This window comes from Acinetobacter soli (assembly GCF_000760595.1).
Lineage (GTDB): Bacteria > Pseudomonadota > Gammaproteobacteria > Pseudomonadales > Moraxellaceae > Acinetobacter > Acinetobacter soli.
Genome location: NZ_BBNM01000010.1, coordinates 1 through 16,094 on the forward strand (window position 1 = coordinate 1; position 16,094 = coordinate 16,094).

A 16,094-nucleotide genomic window follows, 5' to 3' on the forward strand; every position below is an offset into this window, starting at 1 on the left:
CGGCTTATTACGTTCAAACTTGGCTTTAGCCATGATGATCTTCCTCGTTTACGTCGAAAGCAAGCTACAAGAGGCTACAAAAGGCATCGAAGCTACTCAGCACATCGACATTAGTCTAAAAAAACAGACGCCCAATACTTTAAAAGCAGACTAATTAGCCTGCTTTTTGAAATCTTTGTAGATTTTACTCTACCAAACTGTATCTGGAGCTCTTATCGAGATTTGAACTCGAGACCTCTCCCTTACCAAGGGAGTGCTCTACCACTGAGCTATAAGAGCGATAATCCTTCGATGGAGCGGGAGACGAGGATCGAACTCGCGACATGCAGCTTGGAAGGCTGCCACTCTACCAACTGAGTTACTCCCGCACAGCGTTGGTACATTTACCACTTCAATCGAAGTTAGTTGGTGGTGAGAGAAGGATTCGAACCTTCGAAACTTTCGTAGCGGAGTTACAGTCCGCCCCCTTTGACCGCTCGGGAATCTCACCAATATCACACTTAACTTTCAGTGTAAGTTCTTTACTTCAACATTGAACCACTTTAAGATGGTGCCGGCACACGGATTCGAACTGTGGACCTACTGATTACAAGTCAGTTGCTCTACCAACTGAGCTATGCCGGCGCTTCTTAGTGTTTCGTACGTTTCGTATCGGAACGGTGTGCAGTTTAGCAAAACTCACAAACGATGCAAGCGGTTTTTTAAAAAAAACCGCTAAAAACTCATAAAATCAATCCGTTTGACGATAATTCAACCGCTTTGATCACTGCGCGAGCTTTTATTTGGGTTTCATTCCACTCAGATTCAGGATTTGAGTCTGCTACAAGCCCTGCCCCCGCCTGTACATACACCTTATTTTCACGAATGACACAGGTGCGGATCGCAATCGACATGTCCATTTCACCATGCCAGCCTAAATAACCGACTGCGCCACCAAAAATGCCGCGTTTAACCGGTTCTACTTCGTCGATAATTTCCATCGCACGAATTTTTGGTGCACCGGAAAGGGTGCCCGCAGGGAAAGTTGCCTTAAAGACATCTAACGCATCGATATCGTCACGGACTTCACCCTGCACATTCGAGACAATATGCATGACATGTGAATAGCGTTCGATCACCATCCGGTCCGTCACTTGTACTTTACCAATCTTGGATACACGGCCCACATCGTTACGCCCAAGATCGATCAGCATCAAGTGCTCTGCAATTTCTTTCTCATCGGCCAAGAGCTCTTTTTCCAGCGCCAGATCTTCTTCTTTGGTCTTGCCACGTGGTCGGGTACCGGCCAGTGGTCGTACTGTGGCAATCCCATCTTCCAGACGCGATAGAATCTCTGGTGAAGAACCCACAATATGAAACGGTGTCTGATCGGTTAAGGTCTGTCCCTGCACCAAAAAAAGATACGGCGATGGATTAAGATGACGCAGCGCACGGTAAACCTGTAAAGGGTCCCCATCAAAATCCGATACCATACGATGACCCGGAACTACCTGCATGACATCCCCAGCACGGATATATTCTTTCACCGTTTCAATCGATGCCAAGAAGTTGTCTTTGCCAGTGAGAGATTCGAAGTGCGGCGGCGTGTGAGGTTTTGCCTGCAGGCTCACCGGTGTCGCCAGTAACTGCTCAAGGCTGTCGAGTTGATGCTGTGCCTGTGTAAAAGCATCTTCATGTGCAGTATCGGCATGCACAATTAGAAACAGTGTGTCTTTGAGATTGTCAAAAATAATTACGGTCTTGGAAAGCATCATCCAGATATCAGGTAACCCAACTGGATCGGCCTCTGGTACGTTGTTCAGGCGCGGCTCGATATAACGCACCGCATCGTAACCAAAGTAGCCCACCAAGCCCCCAGAAAATTGCGGGAGTTCTGGTGTGAGTGCGTGCGGTGGAACCTTAAACTGCTGCTGATACTCGCGAATATAGGTAAACGGATCTGTGCATGGTTGAGTAGAAATCTGACCTTGTGGATTTTTAATGGTCAACTGCCCTGTATTACAGGAAAAAACTGTAGATTCTCCCAGCCCAATAATGGAGTAGCGCGCCCAGTTTTCACCTCCCTCTACCGACTCAAACAAATATGCTTGAGTATGATCGCGCAAACGCGCAAAGACCGACAGTGGCGTATCGGTATCGGCCAAACGTTGTCGATAGACGGGAATCGTGTTGTAGCCAGCAGCTTTAAGTTGTTCAAACTGAGTGTGTGTTGTCATGATGTTATCTCAATGGTTTTAAGTGAAGCCCGATAAAAGTGATTAAAGACGCGATTATCGCCATCGAAACACCATGCGCTGATACATGCCCCACCCCTGTATTACTAAATCAGTTGATCTAGACGGTCCACCACCTGTTGTGGCTGACTGTCGTAAATATTTTCTCCATGATTATAGCCATAGCTGACCACAATACAATCGATACCCGCGCGACGTGCTGCTTCCACATCATTTTTAGAGTCGCCAATCATGAGTGTTGCGTGAGGCTCGACATTAAATTGTGCAGCACTATGTAGAAGGGGTAATGGATCGGGCTTGCGAACTGGCAAGCTATCCCCTCCCACCACCAGATCGAAATAATGCGCAATGTCTAGTTCTTCAAGCAACTTGCGCGCAAGTGCTTCTGGTTTGTTGGTGACACATGCCATACGAATGTGCTGTGCCTGACAACGTTGTAAAAATGCTTCAACGCCATTAAATAGCCGACTGGTCACACATAACTCTTGGGCATAGACATGCAGGTAGTGCGCCAGAAGCTGCTGATGACGCTCAGGATCGATCTGCTGAAATAAAAAAGTCAGCACCGCATCACAGAGTTTGCCTGTGCCCTGTCCAACCCACTGACGAATTTGTGTCTCACTCACTTCCGGCCAGCCAAGATCACGCAAGGTGATGTTCATGGCACGATACATATCGGATGCGGTATCGACCAAGGTTCCATCTAGATCAAACAATACCAATTGACGACGCTCTAATTGCACTACACTCATATTTTACCTGTCTGCTAAAAACCAAAAGGCATGCGTTTGGCATGCCTTGAGTGACCTTACGATTGATCGGGCATGCTTACTTTAAAAATACCCACGCCATCACTGCAAGAATAATCAACACCACGATGGTCATAAAACCCACAGAGGCATTTTTACGTTGTTCAATTTCTTTTTCTACCGACGAAACTGGTTGCTCAATGGCCACAGGTTTCGGATCTGGTGTTGCATTCACCACCACGCCGTCTGGAATTGGCGCAGGTTTTGGTACGGCAACGTTTTGCGGCATACCTTCACGGCTCACTTCAGCACCGGTATCACGTTCGGTTAAAGTTGGCATACCTGCATCGACGGGCTGTGTCTGATGCGCATTAACATTTGGCTGTTCCACCGAATGATGAACCGGCTCAAGCTCAACCTCAGGCAACGCCTCTCGCTCAAGTTGTGGTTTTGCTGGTGCCAACACTGCAAATTTAAGACTGGCAAACTGAACAATATCGGCATCGTGAAGCTGTACTTCGCCCTCGATACGCACGTCATTCACAAAAGTACCATTGGATGATTTTAGATCTTGCACCCAAAGTTGATCGTTTTGCAGCAGTAGCGCTGCATGTTTACGCGATACTTCGGCTGCTTGCAAAACCAAACCGGCATCCTGATGGCGACCCACCAGCATGTCCTGCTCAATCGCAATTTCCTGTCCTGTAAATTCACCTGTAATGGCTTGTAATTTCCACGTCATCATCTTAAGTCTGTCTCTTATCGTGATTTGTGATCATCATAACATGCTTCATGTCTTCGTCGCCTGCCGTTATGACACAGGTCGCAAGGTGGTCGTCGTCACTGTATTTTTGGTTCGCTCTACTTCTGGCTCATTCAAGGACTGGGTGTTTACAGTCGGTTGTACGGGTAAGGCATAAGAAGTCCCTTTGCGCACAACGGGTGAACTTGGGCGTACTGTTGCCACTGGCGTGGTGACCGTTGTGGCGGGAACCTGCTGATAACGGGTGCTCGGAACCGCAGCGACAGGCGCGGCAGGTTGTTGGTAGAGCTGTTCTAGATTTTCTGGCAATTTAGCGAAGTTGCCATTTTTATCCATAGAGAGCTGTAAACTGTAAAGCTGATTGTAGCGCTGCTGCGAAATCCGGCGCACATCATTGGCATCGCCCACAATGGTTGGGTGAATAAACACCAGCAGATTACGTTTTTCGTTGCTATTTGAATCTGCACGGAACAAACGCCCAACGTAGGGAATACTGCTTAAACCCGGCAAACCTTGACGCGACAACGTGCGGTTATCCGAAATGAGGCCACCTAAGACCACAGTCTGGCCGTGTTCTGCCAACACCGAGGTTTTGATGGCACGTTTACTGGTAATCAGATCGGTGGCTTGGCCCTTGTCTTGCACAGCAGAAACTTCTTGCTCGACTTCCAGACGCACCGTGCCGTTTTCACCAATGTGCGGAATCACCTTGAGCGTGACACCCACATCTTTACGCTCTACCGTGGTGTAGGGATTGGCCACACCCGTTGAAGTTGTTGAAACCGACCCCGTCACAAATGGAACATTCTGCCCCACCACAATATAGGCTTCTTCGTTGTCCATCGTGACAATCGATGGTGTAGAAAGCAAATTAGATTTGGTATTGGTCTTAAGTGCCTGAATAAGCGCACCATAGGCTTTTCGTGAGTTACTAAAATTACCTAGCGCTAAGGTCGCACCACTGCCACCATTTGAACCACTGGCAATCGCAGATGCAGCACCTGTAGAGCCATTAGACAGATAACCCGCTGCAATTGAAGCTAGGCTCGCGCCTACGTTGCTAAAACTGATCAGGCCAATACCACTGCTTAAATCCCCCAGCGCCCACTGAATCCCGAGTTGATCGGCATCATCCCCCGACACCTCAATAATGGCTGCTTCAATCAAGACTTGTTCACGGCGAATATCGAGTTGCTGAATCGCCGATTCAATTTCGCGCATCAATTGTGGTTCTGCTTTGACCACCAAAGCATTTTGTGCACTGTCGGCAATAATACTGACACCATTATTGTTAAAACTGGTGATGCTGTTTTGATTGTTCGCATTATTACTGCTATTGAGATTAATGGATGAACCAGATGTAGCGTTATTGCTGCCCGTGGTATTACTCTGCGATGCACTTCCACCAATGAGGCTATTGAGACCAGTGGAAGAAGATGAACCCGAGTTACTCCCAGTTTTACTTTGCGAGCTATTTACGGCCTGACCACTGACCAGCCCTTGTAAAATTTCTGCCAGGTTCTTGGCACTGGCATATTTGAGACGAAATACCTTCAATCCACCCAAGCGATCTGCTGAAGGTACATCTAAGGTTTCAATCATGTTGCGGATTCGCTTACGCGTTCCGGTATCCCCTTTGATCAAAATCCGGTTGGTGCGGGCATCAGCAATAATTCTGACACGTGAACCGGTCACATCTTTTGAAGCGCCCGTTGAACTGATTGACTCAAGTAGCCCCACCATTTCTTCAGCTTGGCTATTTTGCAGGGTAATGGCCTCGACATCATTTTGTCCCGTACCATCAAGGTTGCGAATAATGGTTTCGAGTTGTGCAATGTTTGCTGCCCGATCTGAGACAATTAGTGCATTTGTGCCCGGCACGGCAGCAAGACTGGCAAATTGAGGCATCAAAGGCCGCAACGCCGGAATCAGATCGTTTGGATTGGTGTTTTCTACCCAAATAACCCGCGTGACCACTTGGTCTCCACGGGCGCGATTGCGCATATCGTAAGGTAAACCTGCATTTTTAACGTTGCTGTCTGGCACCAGTTTGATGGTATTACCAGAAGGAATCGCCACCACGCCATTGACGTTCAGTACACCCAGAAATAAATCATAGACTTCATCACGCGTTAATGGCTTGTTGGAAATGACCGTGACGTTGCCTCGAACACGTGGATCAACTGCAAAATTTTTACCCGTGATATCCGCCACTTCATTGATAAAAGCCGTTAAATCGGCGTCGCGTAAATTAATTTTCCATGTTTGTGCATACGTGCTTGTACTGATCACAGCCATCACCGGAGCGGCTGCAACTAAAGCCCAAAGGGGACGATGATTAAATAAAGCCATAGCGGGTTATTTTTCCTAAAATTATGGTGACCATCTGATATCACTTAAAACTTTGTTGTACGGTCATCACTTGATCACCACGTTTTATTTCTATTTTCACTTGTCCATCACGTCGCGCCTGTTCGAGCAATTGAACATCGTTTTGTCCTTGTCCAACACGTTGACCATTGACAGACAATATACGATCTCCAGCCCTCAAGCCCAATGTATTTTTTAAAGCCGCGGGTGTCCGTTCGGTCACCTCATAGCCATCGGCGGTGCTGCTGACGCCCATATTTTCCAAATATTGCTCACGATTTTGCTGCATTTGCTGAATGGCCTGACCCAAAGCGGCTCCCGAACCAGAGCTACCGGTATTACTTGCAGGAGGAACGGATGTGGCATTTTGAGGGGTAGTCGTGGTACCCAGAATCGGTTGATACAGCCCATTTTCCATGCCTTTAAACCGAATTTCACGCGTGGTGCCGTTGGGCTGACTCAAGACCACATGATCCCAATACACTTCACTGAGTTGATAGCTGCTATTGTCCACTGCCTCACCCACACGATAACGATCCACACTGTCTTTACCCTTGATCACAGCAGAAGACAATCGTGATGGATACGCCAGCATCACCCCCTGTAACTCAAAGTTTTGCTGATCATTGGGATTATTCGATAATTGTGGTTCGTTAAACAGGGCAAAGCTGCTGATATTCGGAATTTGTGCTTGTTGGGAGCCTAATTGAACCCGCTCAAACTGCATCGCCTGTGGAGGGGCTAGAATTAGCCAGAACAGTGCTGCCAGCTTCCAGCACAGCCACACAATCAACAGCCCCAATATGAGAGGTGCCAAGCGATCCAATTGACCGAGCCGTTTTTGCCGAATGGTTTCCACCCATGACTTGAGCATTATGACGCTCCTTTAAGCAGGGGCTGACGTGAACTGATCACATAGGTATCAAGCCCGGCCTGACCGTTATACGAGGGTACATTCAGTAGAAAACGCTGGGTAAGACGAACATCAAGCATGAGGTCGGGTGCCAGCAATAAATTCACCATTTTTTGATTACGCTGATCACGGATATCAAATTCAAGTTGATTATCTTGATTCAATACAGTCCCTTGCAGCGATGGCATATTCATACGCTCTTGGCGCTGGGCAAAGGTATACCCCAAAGGCCCACCCGCCCATTGCATATTGCCAGATGCTGCGCTGAATCCTTGTGCTTTTTGATAATTCAACTGGACATCTTTAAGCTGGATACTATTATTTGGCCATTGCCAATTGACGAGTGCTTTTAAGCTGTCGGGTGCAATCTCGCCGTTTAAATTTCGAATGCTGAGTTTTTTCCCAAAACCATAACCGACATTGCCATTTAAAACAGTATTGGCACTATGAATTTCTACGTGTGCGCCAAGCTTTAATAAGAACAGATCCATCGGACGGACAGTCCAGTGCACAGAACCCTTTAGCTGATCTTTATGCCAGTCGGCTTGACCTTGCCAGATATTGCCTGAGACATTACTCAAGATTTGGTTGTTTTTCGAAAATTTTGCAATTAACCAGTTGGCTGGAATCTGTAAAATTACAAATACTCCAAAGACAATGACTGCAAAGATCCACCATTTTAATTGTTTCGACTTTTTATTCATTCAGTCATTACCGCTGCACAGTGTCTTCCATGGATGAGGAATTTCCTCTCTTTACGACATTATGCATACTTTTCCATCATCGCCAATTCACTTATATAAAAAAACCAAGCAGATGCTTGGTTTAATCGAGCTTACTGGCCAAAGGTGACCGAATGATGAAATTAGATAAGGAAATCTTCTAATTTTGCACCTTTTTCAAGCTCAGCGACTAACCAGCGCGGTTGTTTACCACGACCAGTCCACGTTTCTTCTGGATTGCTCTTGCTGCGATAGCGTGGCTCTACAGATTTACGTGTTGTTTTCTTACGTTTCTGCGCGCCGTATTCAAGTAACTGCTCAACGCTATAACCCACGCTTTCAGCAACTTCTAAAATTTGGTTATACGCATCTTCAATTGCTTGATCTTTTTTAGAGGCAATAAGTTGCTCAGCTTCTGCTTGCAAACGCTTTAAATCTTCAACGGATAATTCGCTAATATCTGGTTTCATTTAAACCAACTCCAAGTTTATTAAAACTTTTTAACAATAGACCAATAACGCTAACTGTTTAAATCACATCTAAGCTCATAATATTTAGATTAGTTTAAATAATCAAGCAATGTCTTCATGTTAAAACAGGAATCTATTTAAATAAATATGATTAAAGCGTCGCTTTCATTATTTATACAAATCTTAATTTTGACTTAATTGATCTCAATTAAAAATAGTAGGTGTATTTCCAGCGACAGTTTCAAGCTCAATAATCTTGTTTTTTATATTATTTGGAATAGCCTGTTTTTTTAAGGTGTTTTTATCGACCACCACCATAATGGCTTCAGCACTGGCCACCCAAGTATTTTGTGTCGTACTCCAGATCTGATACGTCATTTTAAAACCGCTGGTCCGAATCTCTTCAATAGATGCCGTAATTTTAAGTGTATCGGGATAAAATACGGGTTTTAAATATTTGCACTGATTTGAGGCAACAACGGTATACACCTCTGCTGCAAAAAAATCCAAAATGTCCATATATTTAATCCGGGCACTTTCGATATAACGATAATACAACACATTATTCACGTGACCGAATGCGTCCATGTCGCCCCACGCGACTGCCTGCTCATGGATAACAGGATGTTGATTGAGTTCCTTCATCTTTTTTCTCATATTTTAAATTGAATAAAATTTGCATCATTTTCAAAAATAAGATTGAGCTGTTGAACCAACTCATCATTGTCTTTAATTTTCGCTTTAATTCTTAAATAGCTCATTAAAACATTGTCTGGATACAGTGTCAGTAATGCATCTGCTTGCGCATGCCGCTCAGTGGCTTCATAAACATACCATTTAGCAAAACTTAAAATCGGCTGACTTAAATATATCTGCTCCATTTCTTCAATTTTAGTTTCAATATCAGCATAATCTGGTGCTTGTTTTAACAATTGTTGCTGAAACCATAAATAAAATACGTCCCGATCAAACTGTTCACGTAGTAAATGCAATGCCAAACGCTCATGCTGAATACTCATTTCTGGCATGCGTGATAAAAGTTTTAGCCAGAGCACCTTACTACTATACGGTCTTGTCTGTATTTCTTGTTCCAATTCTAAATAACGTTGCTGTAAGGCATATAAATCATCTACCGATGCATCTTCAAACTGAGTTAATACCTGTTGCAACCAAAGATCACGTGTTTGCGCATCTAGATGCCCATATTGAAGCGAGCGTAAATATAACCAAGATTGCTGAAGGGCTAAACGTCCCCAGTATTCTGTAATCTTTTGGCGATAGGACTGCTCAATATCTTTGAGCCAAGGTGATAACTGATGCTGTTGAAGAAATTCGAGGTGCGTTAAAGCCTTTTCTGTATCATGCAAAGCAAGAAAAATTTCGATACGTTGCAACTCTGCCAGCTCAAATGCCATCGGCGCGGTATGATTCAGTGCGTTGAGTGCCTGTGTATAATGACCTTGCCTAGACAGCAGCTTGGATTCAACAATGCCTTTTAACAAACCAGATTGGGTAAAAATTCGATCGATAAATGCATGTTGATCCTGTGCAGCATCAAGCAGCCAGATGACACCAAGTTGTTCATAAGGATGTAGGTTTTTAAAATCAAAAACCGTTTCTAGTTTACGTTGCTCACGGCTTAAATAGCGCTTCACGCTAATCCAGAGCAGTTGCAACACAAAACCTAATATGGCAATGACAAAAATGGATGCCCAAACAGTTGTTTGTAGCTGCCAGTCACGCCAATAGACATACACATAGCCGGCACCAAAGCCATAACTTAAAACACTCAGTATCGCCAAAACAAACAAGGCACCAATCAGATAGGTCCAGATTAATCCTTTCATACAGCTTCCTTCTAGCCGATCAGCGCTAAAGCGGCAAGTTTAGGTACAGGAACAACGGGCACCTGCTTGAGTTTTTCAAATTTTGATTTTAATTGCTGGCTGTTTTTATCGGGTAGCTGGCCTATTTGCTCGATGATGGTTTGGATAGTGGTTTGATACTCAGTGACCTGCCCCAAATTAAGTGCTTGTTTGGCTAAAATCAAACGCAACTGAACTTCTTTCAAAACTAATTGTCGATTCATAAGATTGGCTGAGGGCTGCTGAACCTTCTCAAACTGGAACCAGCCTTGCCAGAAATACGTCGTGTCACTACGATCAAGCTCCACACGCGACTGATGTCCAGCTTGTTGTAGCAGTTTGTCCATTTGCGAAATTAAGGCATTAAATTGTTCACGCTGTGCCGATTTAACATTCACTACCTGCTGAATGGTTTGTCGATCTTGGGCCAAAGCCACATGCAGACTGTCTTTGAGTGTAGGTGCCAGATTAAATAACCCTAAAGATTGATCCAATTCATTGAGCTTTTCAACTGCCAACGTATATTGTTGTTGTTGCAATGCAAATTCGACAAACTCCAACTGTTGCTTGATCAAAACAACCGGATTTGCTGTAAAAGCAGCATTTGTAACCGGTGCCGATGAAGGTGAATGCTGTTCAGGTGCTGTAACGATCTGGCGTTGTAAAGCCACCAGTTGATCGTTCAGCTTGGCATTATTTTGATCGAGTTTGAGTAAATTTTGTTGAAGCACCGGAAGCTGCTGAGAAATTTGAAACATGTCATAACTTAGCTTGGCCAACCAACCTAAAGCTAAAATCAAAATGACAGATAAAATTTTTCTCATAATGTTCCTGATTATGCCTGTAAGTGACGCAAAAGCGTTGCCGCCTTAAGATTCTCCACACGTATGATAGTAAAACTCTGTGAAGACTGGTTCTGATAGATCGTTAATATTTGTTCGAGTCGTTCGCCCAAGACCACGTAATCACATAAATCAAAGAGTGGCGTATCATGCTGGGTCAATGACAGCCAGTTGAGCCAACTGGCTTCACTGCTGATTAATACCCAAGCCCTTTGTTTTTGTTCTTTAATTTTGGCTGCAATATTGCCAATCTGCTGTTTGCTAGCCAGAGGACAACGGCGATCATATAAAACAAAATTGAGAATTTGAACCCCTTGCTCGGCCAGGTGTTGCATCATAAATTGCCGACCGCCTTCACCACGCCAAAAGGCCACACGATGGAGCGCGCTCTGAGTTTCAAAAACAGGGAGATGCAGCATCCCTTCAGAACTTTCGATCGTCGGTACATGCGCCTGAATACCATAATGCGACAATGTTTGTGCTGTTTGCTGCCCTACAGCAATCCAGTCAGCCTGTGCCACATCCTGCAAGGTGAGCCCTGCACGCTGCAAATAGCGCATTCCAATTTCAACCGCAGTCGGGCTTACCACCACGATCACTTGCGCATGCGTTAAGTCTTGATAAAGCGCGTTCAAATGCGCATCGAAGGGCTGCTCCACCAGTTCCAGTAATGGCAGGCACTCAACCCGAAAGCCTTGCGCAGCTAAGGCTTGTGTTAGCTCATCGGCTCGATCCAGAGGTCGCGTGTTGATAAAATACATATTTAGTCGCGGTATAACTCGCGCAGTAAATCGCCAGCGCCTTGCTCAAGTAATTGTTTTGCAAGTTGAATGCCAAGTGCTTCGGCCTGATCCGGATGCCCCTGAACGATATCTTTCAACAGAATATCACCCTTTACACTGCCAACTCGTCCTTCTAACGTCAAGAAGTCATGATCAAGAGTGGCATAACCTGCTATCGGTACCTGACAACCGCCTTCAAGATACGCGTTAAAAGCTCGTTCAGCACGTACGCATGCACTGGTATGCTCATGCGCAAGTGGTGCGATCAGTTCCAGTAATGCATGATCATCTGAACGGCATTCCAGCCCTAATGCACCTTGCCCTACCGCAGGTAAACTCATCTGTGGTAGCAGCGTGTGACGAATACGCTCGTTCAGACCTAAACGCTTTAGGCCTGCACTGGCCAGAATAATCGCATCATATTGACCCTGATCCAGCTTCGATAACCGCGTGCCTACATTGCCGCGTAAATCGATAATATTCAAATCTGGACGTTGCTTTAAAATCTGGCACTTACGGCGCAAACTCGATGTACCCACGCGTGCACCCTGTGGCAGTGCATCGAAATGGCTAATCTCATTCGATACAAAAGCATCAAGTGGATCTTCTCGCTCACAGATCACCGCGAGGCTTAATCCTTCAGGCAAATGCATCGGTACATCTTTCATGGAATGCACGGCCAGATCTGCCCGCCCATCCAGTAATGCCGCCTCAAGCTCTTTGACAAATAAGCCTTTACCCCCAATTTTGGCTAAGGGCGTATCTAAAATTTTGTCACCTTGGGTTACAAATTTGACCAGCTCAACCTGAAGTCCCGGATGAAGTGCCTGTAAACGATCACGAATGTGTTCTGCCTGCCAAAGTGCAAGCGGGCTTTGTCGTGTAGCAATCTTTAAGGTCTGCATAAGGGCTCAGATCGATAAAAAAACAGACTCTAAACTTAACTTGATTGATTAAAAATGCAAGTAAAATATCCCCGTAGCGCATCAAATCAGGATCAAGTTGGCTCAAATTTATAGTTTTTGCATGCGATCACGCAAATAGGGTAAATGACGCCGACTGACCGCAAGCCGTTCATCGACCTCTTTACAGCGTACCTGGTATTGTCCTGAACTGATCAGCTCCAGACCGTCCAAATAATCCATCGAGACCAATGCATTGCGATGAATACGAATAAAACGATCTTGAAATTCATGCTCGAGATCTTTGAGTGTCTCGTCGATCAGCACACTGCCATGCTTATGACGTACGGTGACGTATTTCTGATCTGCCAGAAAATAGTAAATATTTTCAACCGGAATCAGCTCAACACCACGATAAGTACGTGCCGTAATATGCTGGCGCTGATGAGGACGATCATGGGTATCTTGCTGTTTAATGTGCGTGATCTGGGCCTGATTTAAACGCGGCAACTGATGCAATACACGCGCCAGATCGTCTTGCGCAATCGGTTTGAGTAAATAACCTTGTGCTTTGGATTTAAACGCATCCAGTGCATGATCATCATAGGCGGTGCAAAAAATAATCGCCGGCATTGGGTCGAATGTACCTAATTGTTCTGCACATAATAAGCCGTTCATTTCTGGCATCTGAATATCCAGCAGCACCACATCAGGCTGATGTTGATCCACCAGCTCAATCGCGTCACGACCATTACAGGCATGCGCAACCACTTCATGCCCCAATTGCACCACCAACCGTGACAAACGTTCAATCGCAAGAGGTTCATCGTCGCAAATCAGAATCCTCATTTTTCCTCCTTTGTCGTGGCCCCATGACATCCTGTTTTTAAGGGGTTTCAGACTTATTATTTTGATCGGTATTGATAACTTACCACTGTGGTATATAACTCACGTGCGCAATAATTTTGAAATTTTACTGTACGTCCATAGTACGCAATTAAACGCTGCTTCACATTTTCAACGGCAATACCGTGCCCATTTCTCGATTTTATTTTATCCAGACTGTACGGATTAGTAATGACTATACTGACCTCACTTTGCAATATTTCAACCAGTATTGTAATGGTACTGCGTGAACTACTCGGTTCAACGCCATGAAAAATACAGTTTTCCAGCAAAGGTTGTAAAGTCAGGAGTGGAATCTGGACCTGTTGAAATTGGGGCTGATTCGGATCAAATTTCCATTCCACATGCAATCGGCTACCCAAACGCACACTTTCGATAACCAAATAGCGTTGGCAAAGTTCGATTTCATCGGCCAAGCTGACCAGTTTTAGCTCTTGAAAACTGGCTCTAAACAAACGAGACAAATGGATCAGTAAGGTTTCGGCTTTTTCCGGATCGATACTGATCAAACTGACTACATTGTTGAGGCTATTAAACAAAAAATGTGGATGAATACGCGCCTGCATGGCCTGAATTCTGGCATTTAATTCACTATATTGCTGCTTCAACCATTGATCCCGCATGTACATATAACGCAGACAAAAACCACCCAATAACACACCATAGCTGAGATGCATGCTGGCACCAGTAAACAACTGTGGCCATGTTAAGGTATGAAAATGAAAGTGGCTCCCCCAGTGCAGCATAAGATTGGTTGCGACGGTGGTAAGTAGTACAATCATTTGTAACAGAACGAACGCCACCCCCAAGGCAGCAACCTGCGGTAAACGATGTAAATTACTTTGAAAGCGATCGATCAGTGCCGAAAAAGCAAAAACCACCCAATTAATGAATAAGATATATTGCAATAAGCGCAACCCATCGAAGGCTGCCCACGTCCCTGCTTCTGCCAGTGTAAGCACCAACGCCAGCACATTACTGGCCACAATCAGTTCTAATAAATGTTGCCAATGACCAATTTTGGTAAAAAAATAGGATTTCTGCATTGCTGTCTTGTGCCTGCGCTGTGTTTTCTTGTCATTTGATGCGTCGGCAAGTGCGGCAGAATTTGTTATACTCTTTTTTATTTTACCGAGCCGACATGACCACATCTTCTCAATCCGCTGAACAGCCAACCGCAAACCAAACGTCTGGTATGTGGGGCGGTCGTTTTACCGAAGCGACCGATGCCTTTGTTGCTGAATTTACCGCATCTGTGCAATTTGACCAACGTTTTTATAAACAGGATATCGCAGGCTCTATCGCGCATGCGACCATGCTTGCCAAAGTCGGTGTACTCACTGATGCAGAGCGTGACGATATTATTCAGGGCTTGAGTGAAATCAAAGCCGAAATCGAAGCTGGCCGCTTTGAATGGCGTATTGATTTAGAAGATGTGCACATGAATATTGAGTCACGTTTGACTCAGCGTATTGGGATTACGGGTAAAAAACTGCACACTGGCCGCAGCCGTAACGATCAAGTCGCCACTGACATTCGCTTGTACCTACGCGATGAAATTGACGATATTTTGTCGATTTTACAGCGCCTGCAAAAGGGCTTGTTAGGTTTGGCTGCCAGCCATACGCATACGATTATGCCAGGCTTTACCCATTTACAAACCGCTCAACCAGTAACCTTCGGACATCATCTGTTGGCTTGGTTTGAAATGTTTGTTCGTGACACCGAGCGTCTGCAAGACTGCCGCAAACGCGTGAACCGTATGCCATTGGGTTCTGCTGCTCTGGCAGGAACCACGTACCCGATTGATCGTGCCTATACGGCGCAGCTACTTGGTTTTGAAGCTGTTTCTGAAAATTCACTCGATGCAGTATCTGATCGTGATTTTGCGATTGAATTTAATGCAGCAGCTGCACTGATCATGATGCATTTGTCACGCATGTCTGAAGAGCTGATTCTATGGACTTCGGCACAGTTCAAATTTGTGAATATTCCAGATCGCTTCTGTACTGGCTCATCGATTATGCCGCAAAAGAAAAATCCAGACGTACCTGAACTGATTCGTGGTAAATCAGGACGTGTGTTTGGCGATTTGATTAGCTTGCTCACGCTCATGAAAGGTCAGCCACTAGCCTATAACAAAGACAACCAAGAAGACAAAGAACCGTTGTTTGATGCGATTGATACCGTACGCGGCTCATTAATGGCCTTTGCCGACATGGTGCCAGCATTGGTTCCGAATATCGAGATTATGCGTGAAGCTGCACTTCGTGGATTCTCGACTGCAACCGATCTTGCCGACTACCTTGTGAAAAAAGGCGTGGCATTTCGCGATGCGCATGAGATTGTGGGTAAAGCAGTGGCGCTTGGCGTACAAGAAGATAAAGATCTGTCTGAACTTTCACTTGAGCAACTCCAACAGTTTTCCGATTTGATCGGCGCCGATGTATTTGACAAAGCCCTCACCCTTGAAGCCTCTGTCAATGCGCGTGACCATATTGGCGGAACATCACCAAAACAGGTTGAAGCTGCAATTGCACGCGCTCATGACCGTCTTGCCCAACTTTATGCTTAAG

At 45.2% G+C, this 16,094-nt stretch carries 15 protein-coding genes and 4 tRNA genes; 1 reads left to right on the forward strand and 18 read right to left on the reverse strand.

The annotated features are described in order from the left end of the window. Positions 1-204: 204 nt before the first annotated feature. The 18 genes from Aso01_RS11895 to Aso01_RS11980 form a co-directional block, all read right to left on the reverse strand. Positions 205-279, reverse strand: a tRNA-Thr gene (locus tag Aso01_RS11895). 13 nt (positions 280-292) lie between these two features. Then, positions 293-368 (reverse strand) — tRNA-Gly (locus Aso01_RS11900). 38 nt (positions 369-406) lie between these two features. Next, positions 407-490: transfer RNA gene (locus Aso01_RS11905), tRNA-Tyr, on the reverse strand. A gap of 58 nt (positions 491-548) precedes the next feature. Beyond that, positions 549-624 (reverse strand) — tRNA-Thr (locus Aso01_RS11910). A 98-nt stretch (positions 625-722) separates the two neighbouring features. Continuing rightward, on the reverse strand, positions 723-2,216 hold the full coding sequence (gene trpE / locus Aso01_RS11915; RefSeq protein ID WP_004932356.1) for an anthranilate synthase component I: 1,494 nt from the start codon (positions 2,214-2,216) through the stop codon (positions 723-725). Between the two features lie 104 nt (positions 2,217-2,320). Next, positions 2,321-2,986 (reverse strand): phosphoglycolate phosphatase, encoded by a 666-nt coding sequence (locus Aso01_RS11920; RefSeq protein ID WP_004932354.1) that lies wholly within the window; start codon positions 2,984-2,986, stop codon positions 2,321-2,323. A gap of 76 nt (positions 2,987-3,062) precedes the next feature. Further along, positions 3,063-3,725, reverse strand: coding sequence for an FHA domain-containing protein (locus Aso01_RS11925; protein ID WP_025095803.1), 663 nt, complete (start codon positions 3,723-3,725; stop codon positions 3,063-3,065). A 69-nt stretch (positions 3,726-3,794) separates the two neighbouring features. Continuing rightward, positions 3,795-6,098 carry a type II secretion system secretin GspD gene (gene gspD, locus Aso01_RS11930; protein ID WP_004932350.1) on the reverse strand — a complete coding sequence of 768 codons (2,304 nt, stop codon included), beginning with the start codon at positions 6,096-6,098 and terminating at the stop codon, positions 3,795-3,797. 40 nt (positions 6,099-6,138) lie between these two features. After that, positions 6,139-6,990 (reverse strand): type II secretion system protein N, encoded by an 852-nt coding sequence (locus Aso01_RS11935; protein WP_004932348.1) that lies wholly within the window; start codon positions 6,988-6,990, stop codon positions 6,139-6,141. Beyond that, entirely contained in the window at positions 6,990-7,733 is a 744-nt protein-coding gene (gene gspN / locus Aso01_RS11940) for a type II secretion system protein N (RefSeq protein WP_004932346.1), read from the reverse strand. The genes Aso01_RS11935 and gspN overlap by 1 nt, the downstream gene beginning before the upstream one ends. Positions 7,734-7,894: 161 nt before the next feature. Continuing rightward, positions 7,895-8,221 carry an H-NS histone family protein gene (locus Aso01_RS11945; RefSeq protein ID WP_004932341.1) on the reverse strand — a complete coding sequence of 109 codons (327 nt, stop codon included), beginning with the start codon at positions 8,219-8,221 and terminating at the stop codon, positions 7,895-7,897. A gap of 204 nt (positions 8,222-8,425) precedes the next feature. Next, the gene (locus tag Aso01_RS11950; RefSeq protein WP_004932338.1) at positions 8,426-8,866 is read right to left on the reverse strand and encodes an acyl-CoA thioesterase; all 441 of its coding nucleotides are present in this window, start codon (positions 8,864-8,866) and stop codon (positions 8,426-8,428) included. A gap of 8 nt (positions 8,867-8,874) precedes the next feature. After that, positions 8,875-10,068: a hypothetical protein gene (locus tag Aso01_RS11955; RefSeq protein WP_004932336.1), complete on the reverse strand. Its 1,194-nt coding sequence runs from the start codon at positions 10,066-10,068 to the stop codon at positions 8,875-8,877. An 11-nt stretch (positions 10,069-10,079) separates the two neighbouring features. Beyond that, positions 10,080-10,910 carry a hypothetical protein gene (locus Aso01_RS11960; protein ID WP_004932334.1) on the reverse strand — a complete coding sequence of 277 codons (831 nt, stop codon included), beginning with the start codon at positions 10,908-10,910 and terminating at the stop codon, positions 10,080-10,082. Positions 10,911-10,921: 11 nt separating this feature from the next. After that, positions 10,922-11,689, reverse strand: coding sequence for a uroporphyrinogen-III synthase (locus Aso01_RS11965; RefSeq protein WP_004932331.1), 768 nt, complete (start codon positions 11,687-11,689; stop codon positions 10,922-10,924). Between the two features lie 2 nt (positions 11,690-11,691). Beyond that, a complete protein-coding gene (gene hemC, locus Aso01_RS11970; RefSeq protein WP_004932326.1) occupies positions 11,692-12,615 on the reverse strand; it encodes a hydroxymethylbilane synthase in 924 nt (307 codons plus the stop codon). A 108-nt stretch (positions 12,616-12,723) separates the two neighbouring features. Then, on the reverse strand, positions 12,724-13,461 hold the full coding sequence (locus Aso01_RS11975) for a LytR/AlgR family response regulator transcription factor (RefSeq protein ID WP_004932323.1): 738 nt from the start codon (positions 13,459-13,461) through the stop codon (positions 12,724-12,726). A gap of 56 nt (positions 13,462-13,517) precedes the next feature. Then, positions 13,518-14,669 (reverse strand): sensor histidine kinase, encoded by a 1,152-nt coding sequence (locus Aso01_RS11980; RefSeq protein WP_039909749.1) that lies wholly within the window; start codon positions 14,667-14,669, stop codon positions 13,518-13,520. On the opposite strand from Aso01_RS11980, the gene argH reads away from it, so the two are divergent. Then, positions 14,660-16,093 carry an argininosuccinate lyase gene (gene argH, locus Aso01_RS11985; RefSeq protein WP_004932317.1) on the forward strand — a complete coding sequence of 478 codons (1,434 nt, stop codon included), beginning with the start codon at positions 14,660-14,662 and terminating at the stop codon, positions 16,091-16,093. The genes Aso01_RS11980 and argH overlap by 10 nt on opposite strands. Position 16,094: the final 1 nt, after the last annotated feature.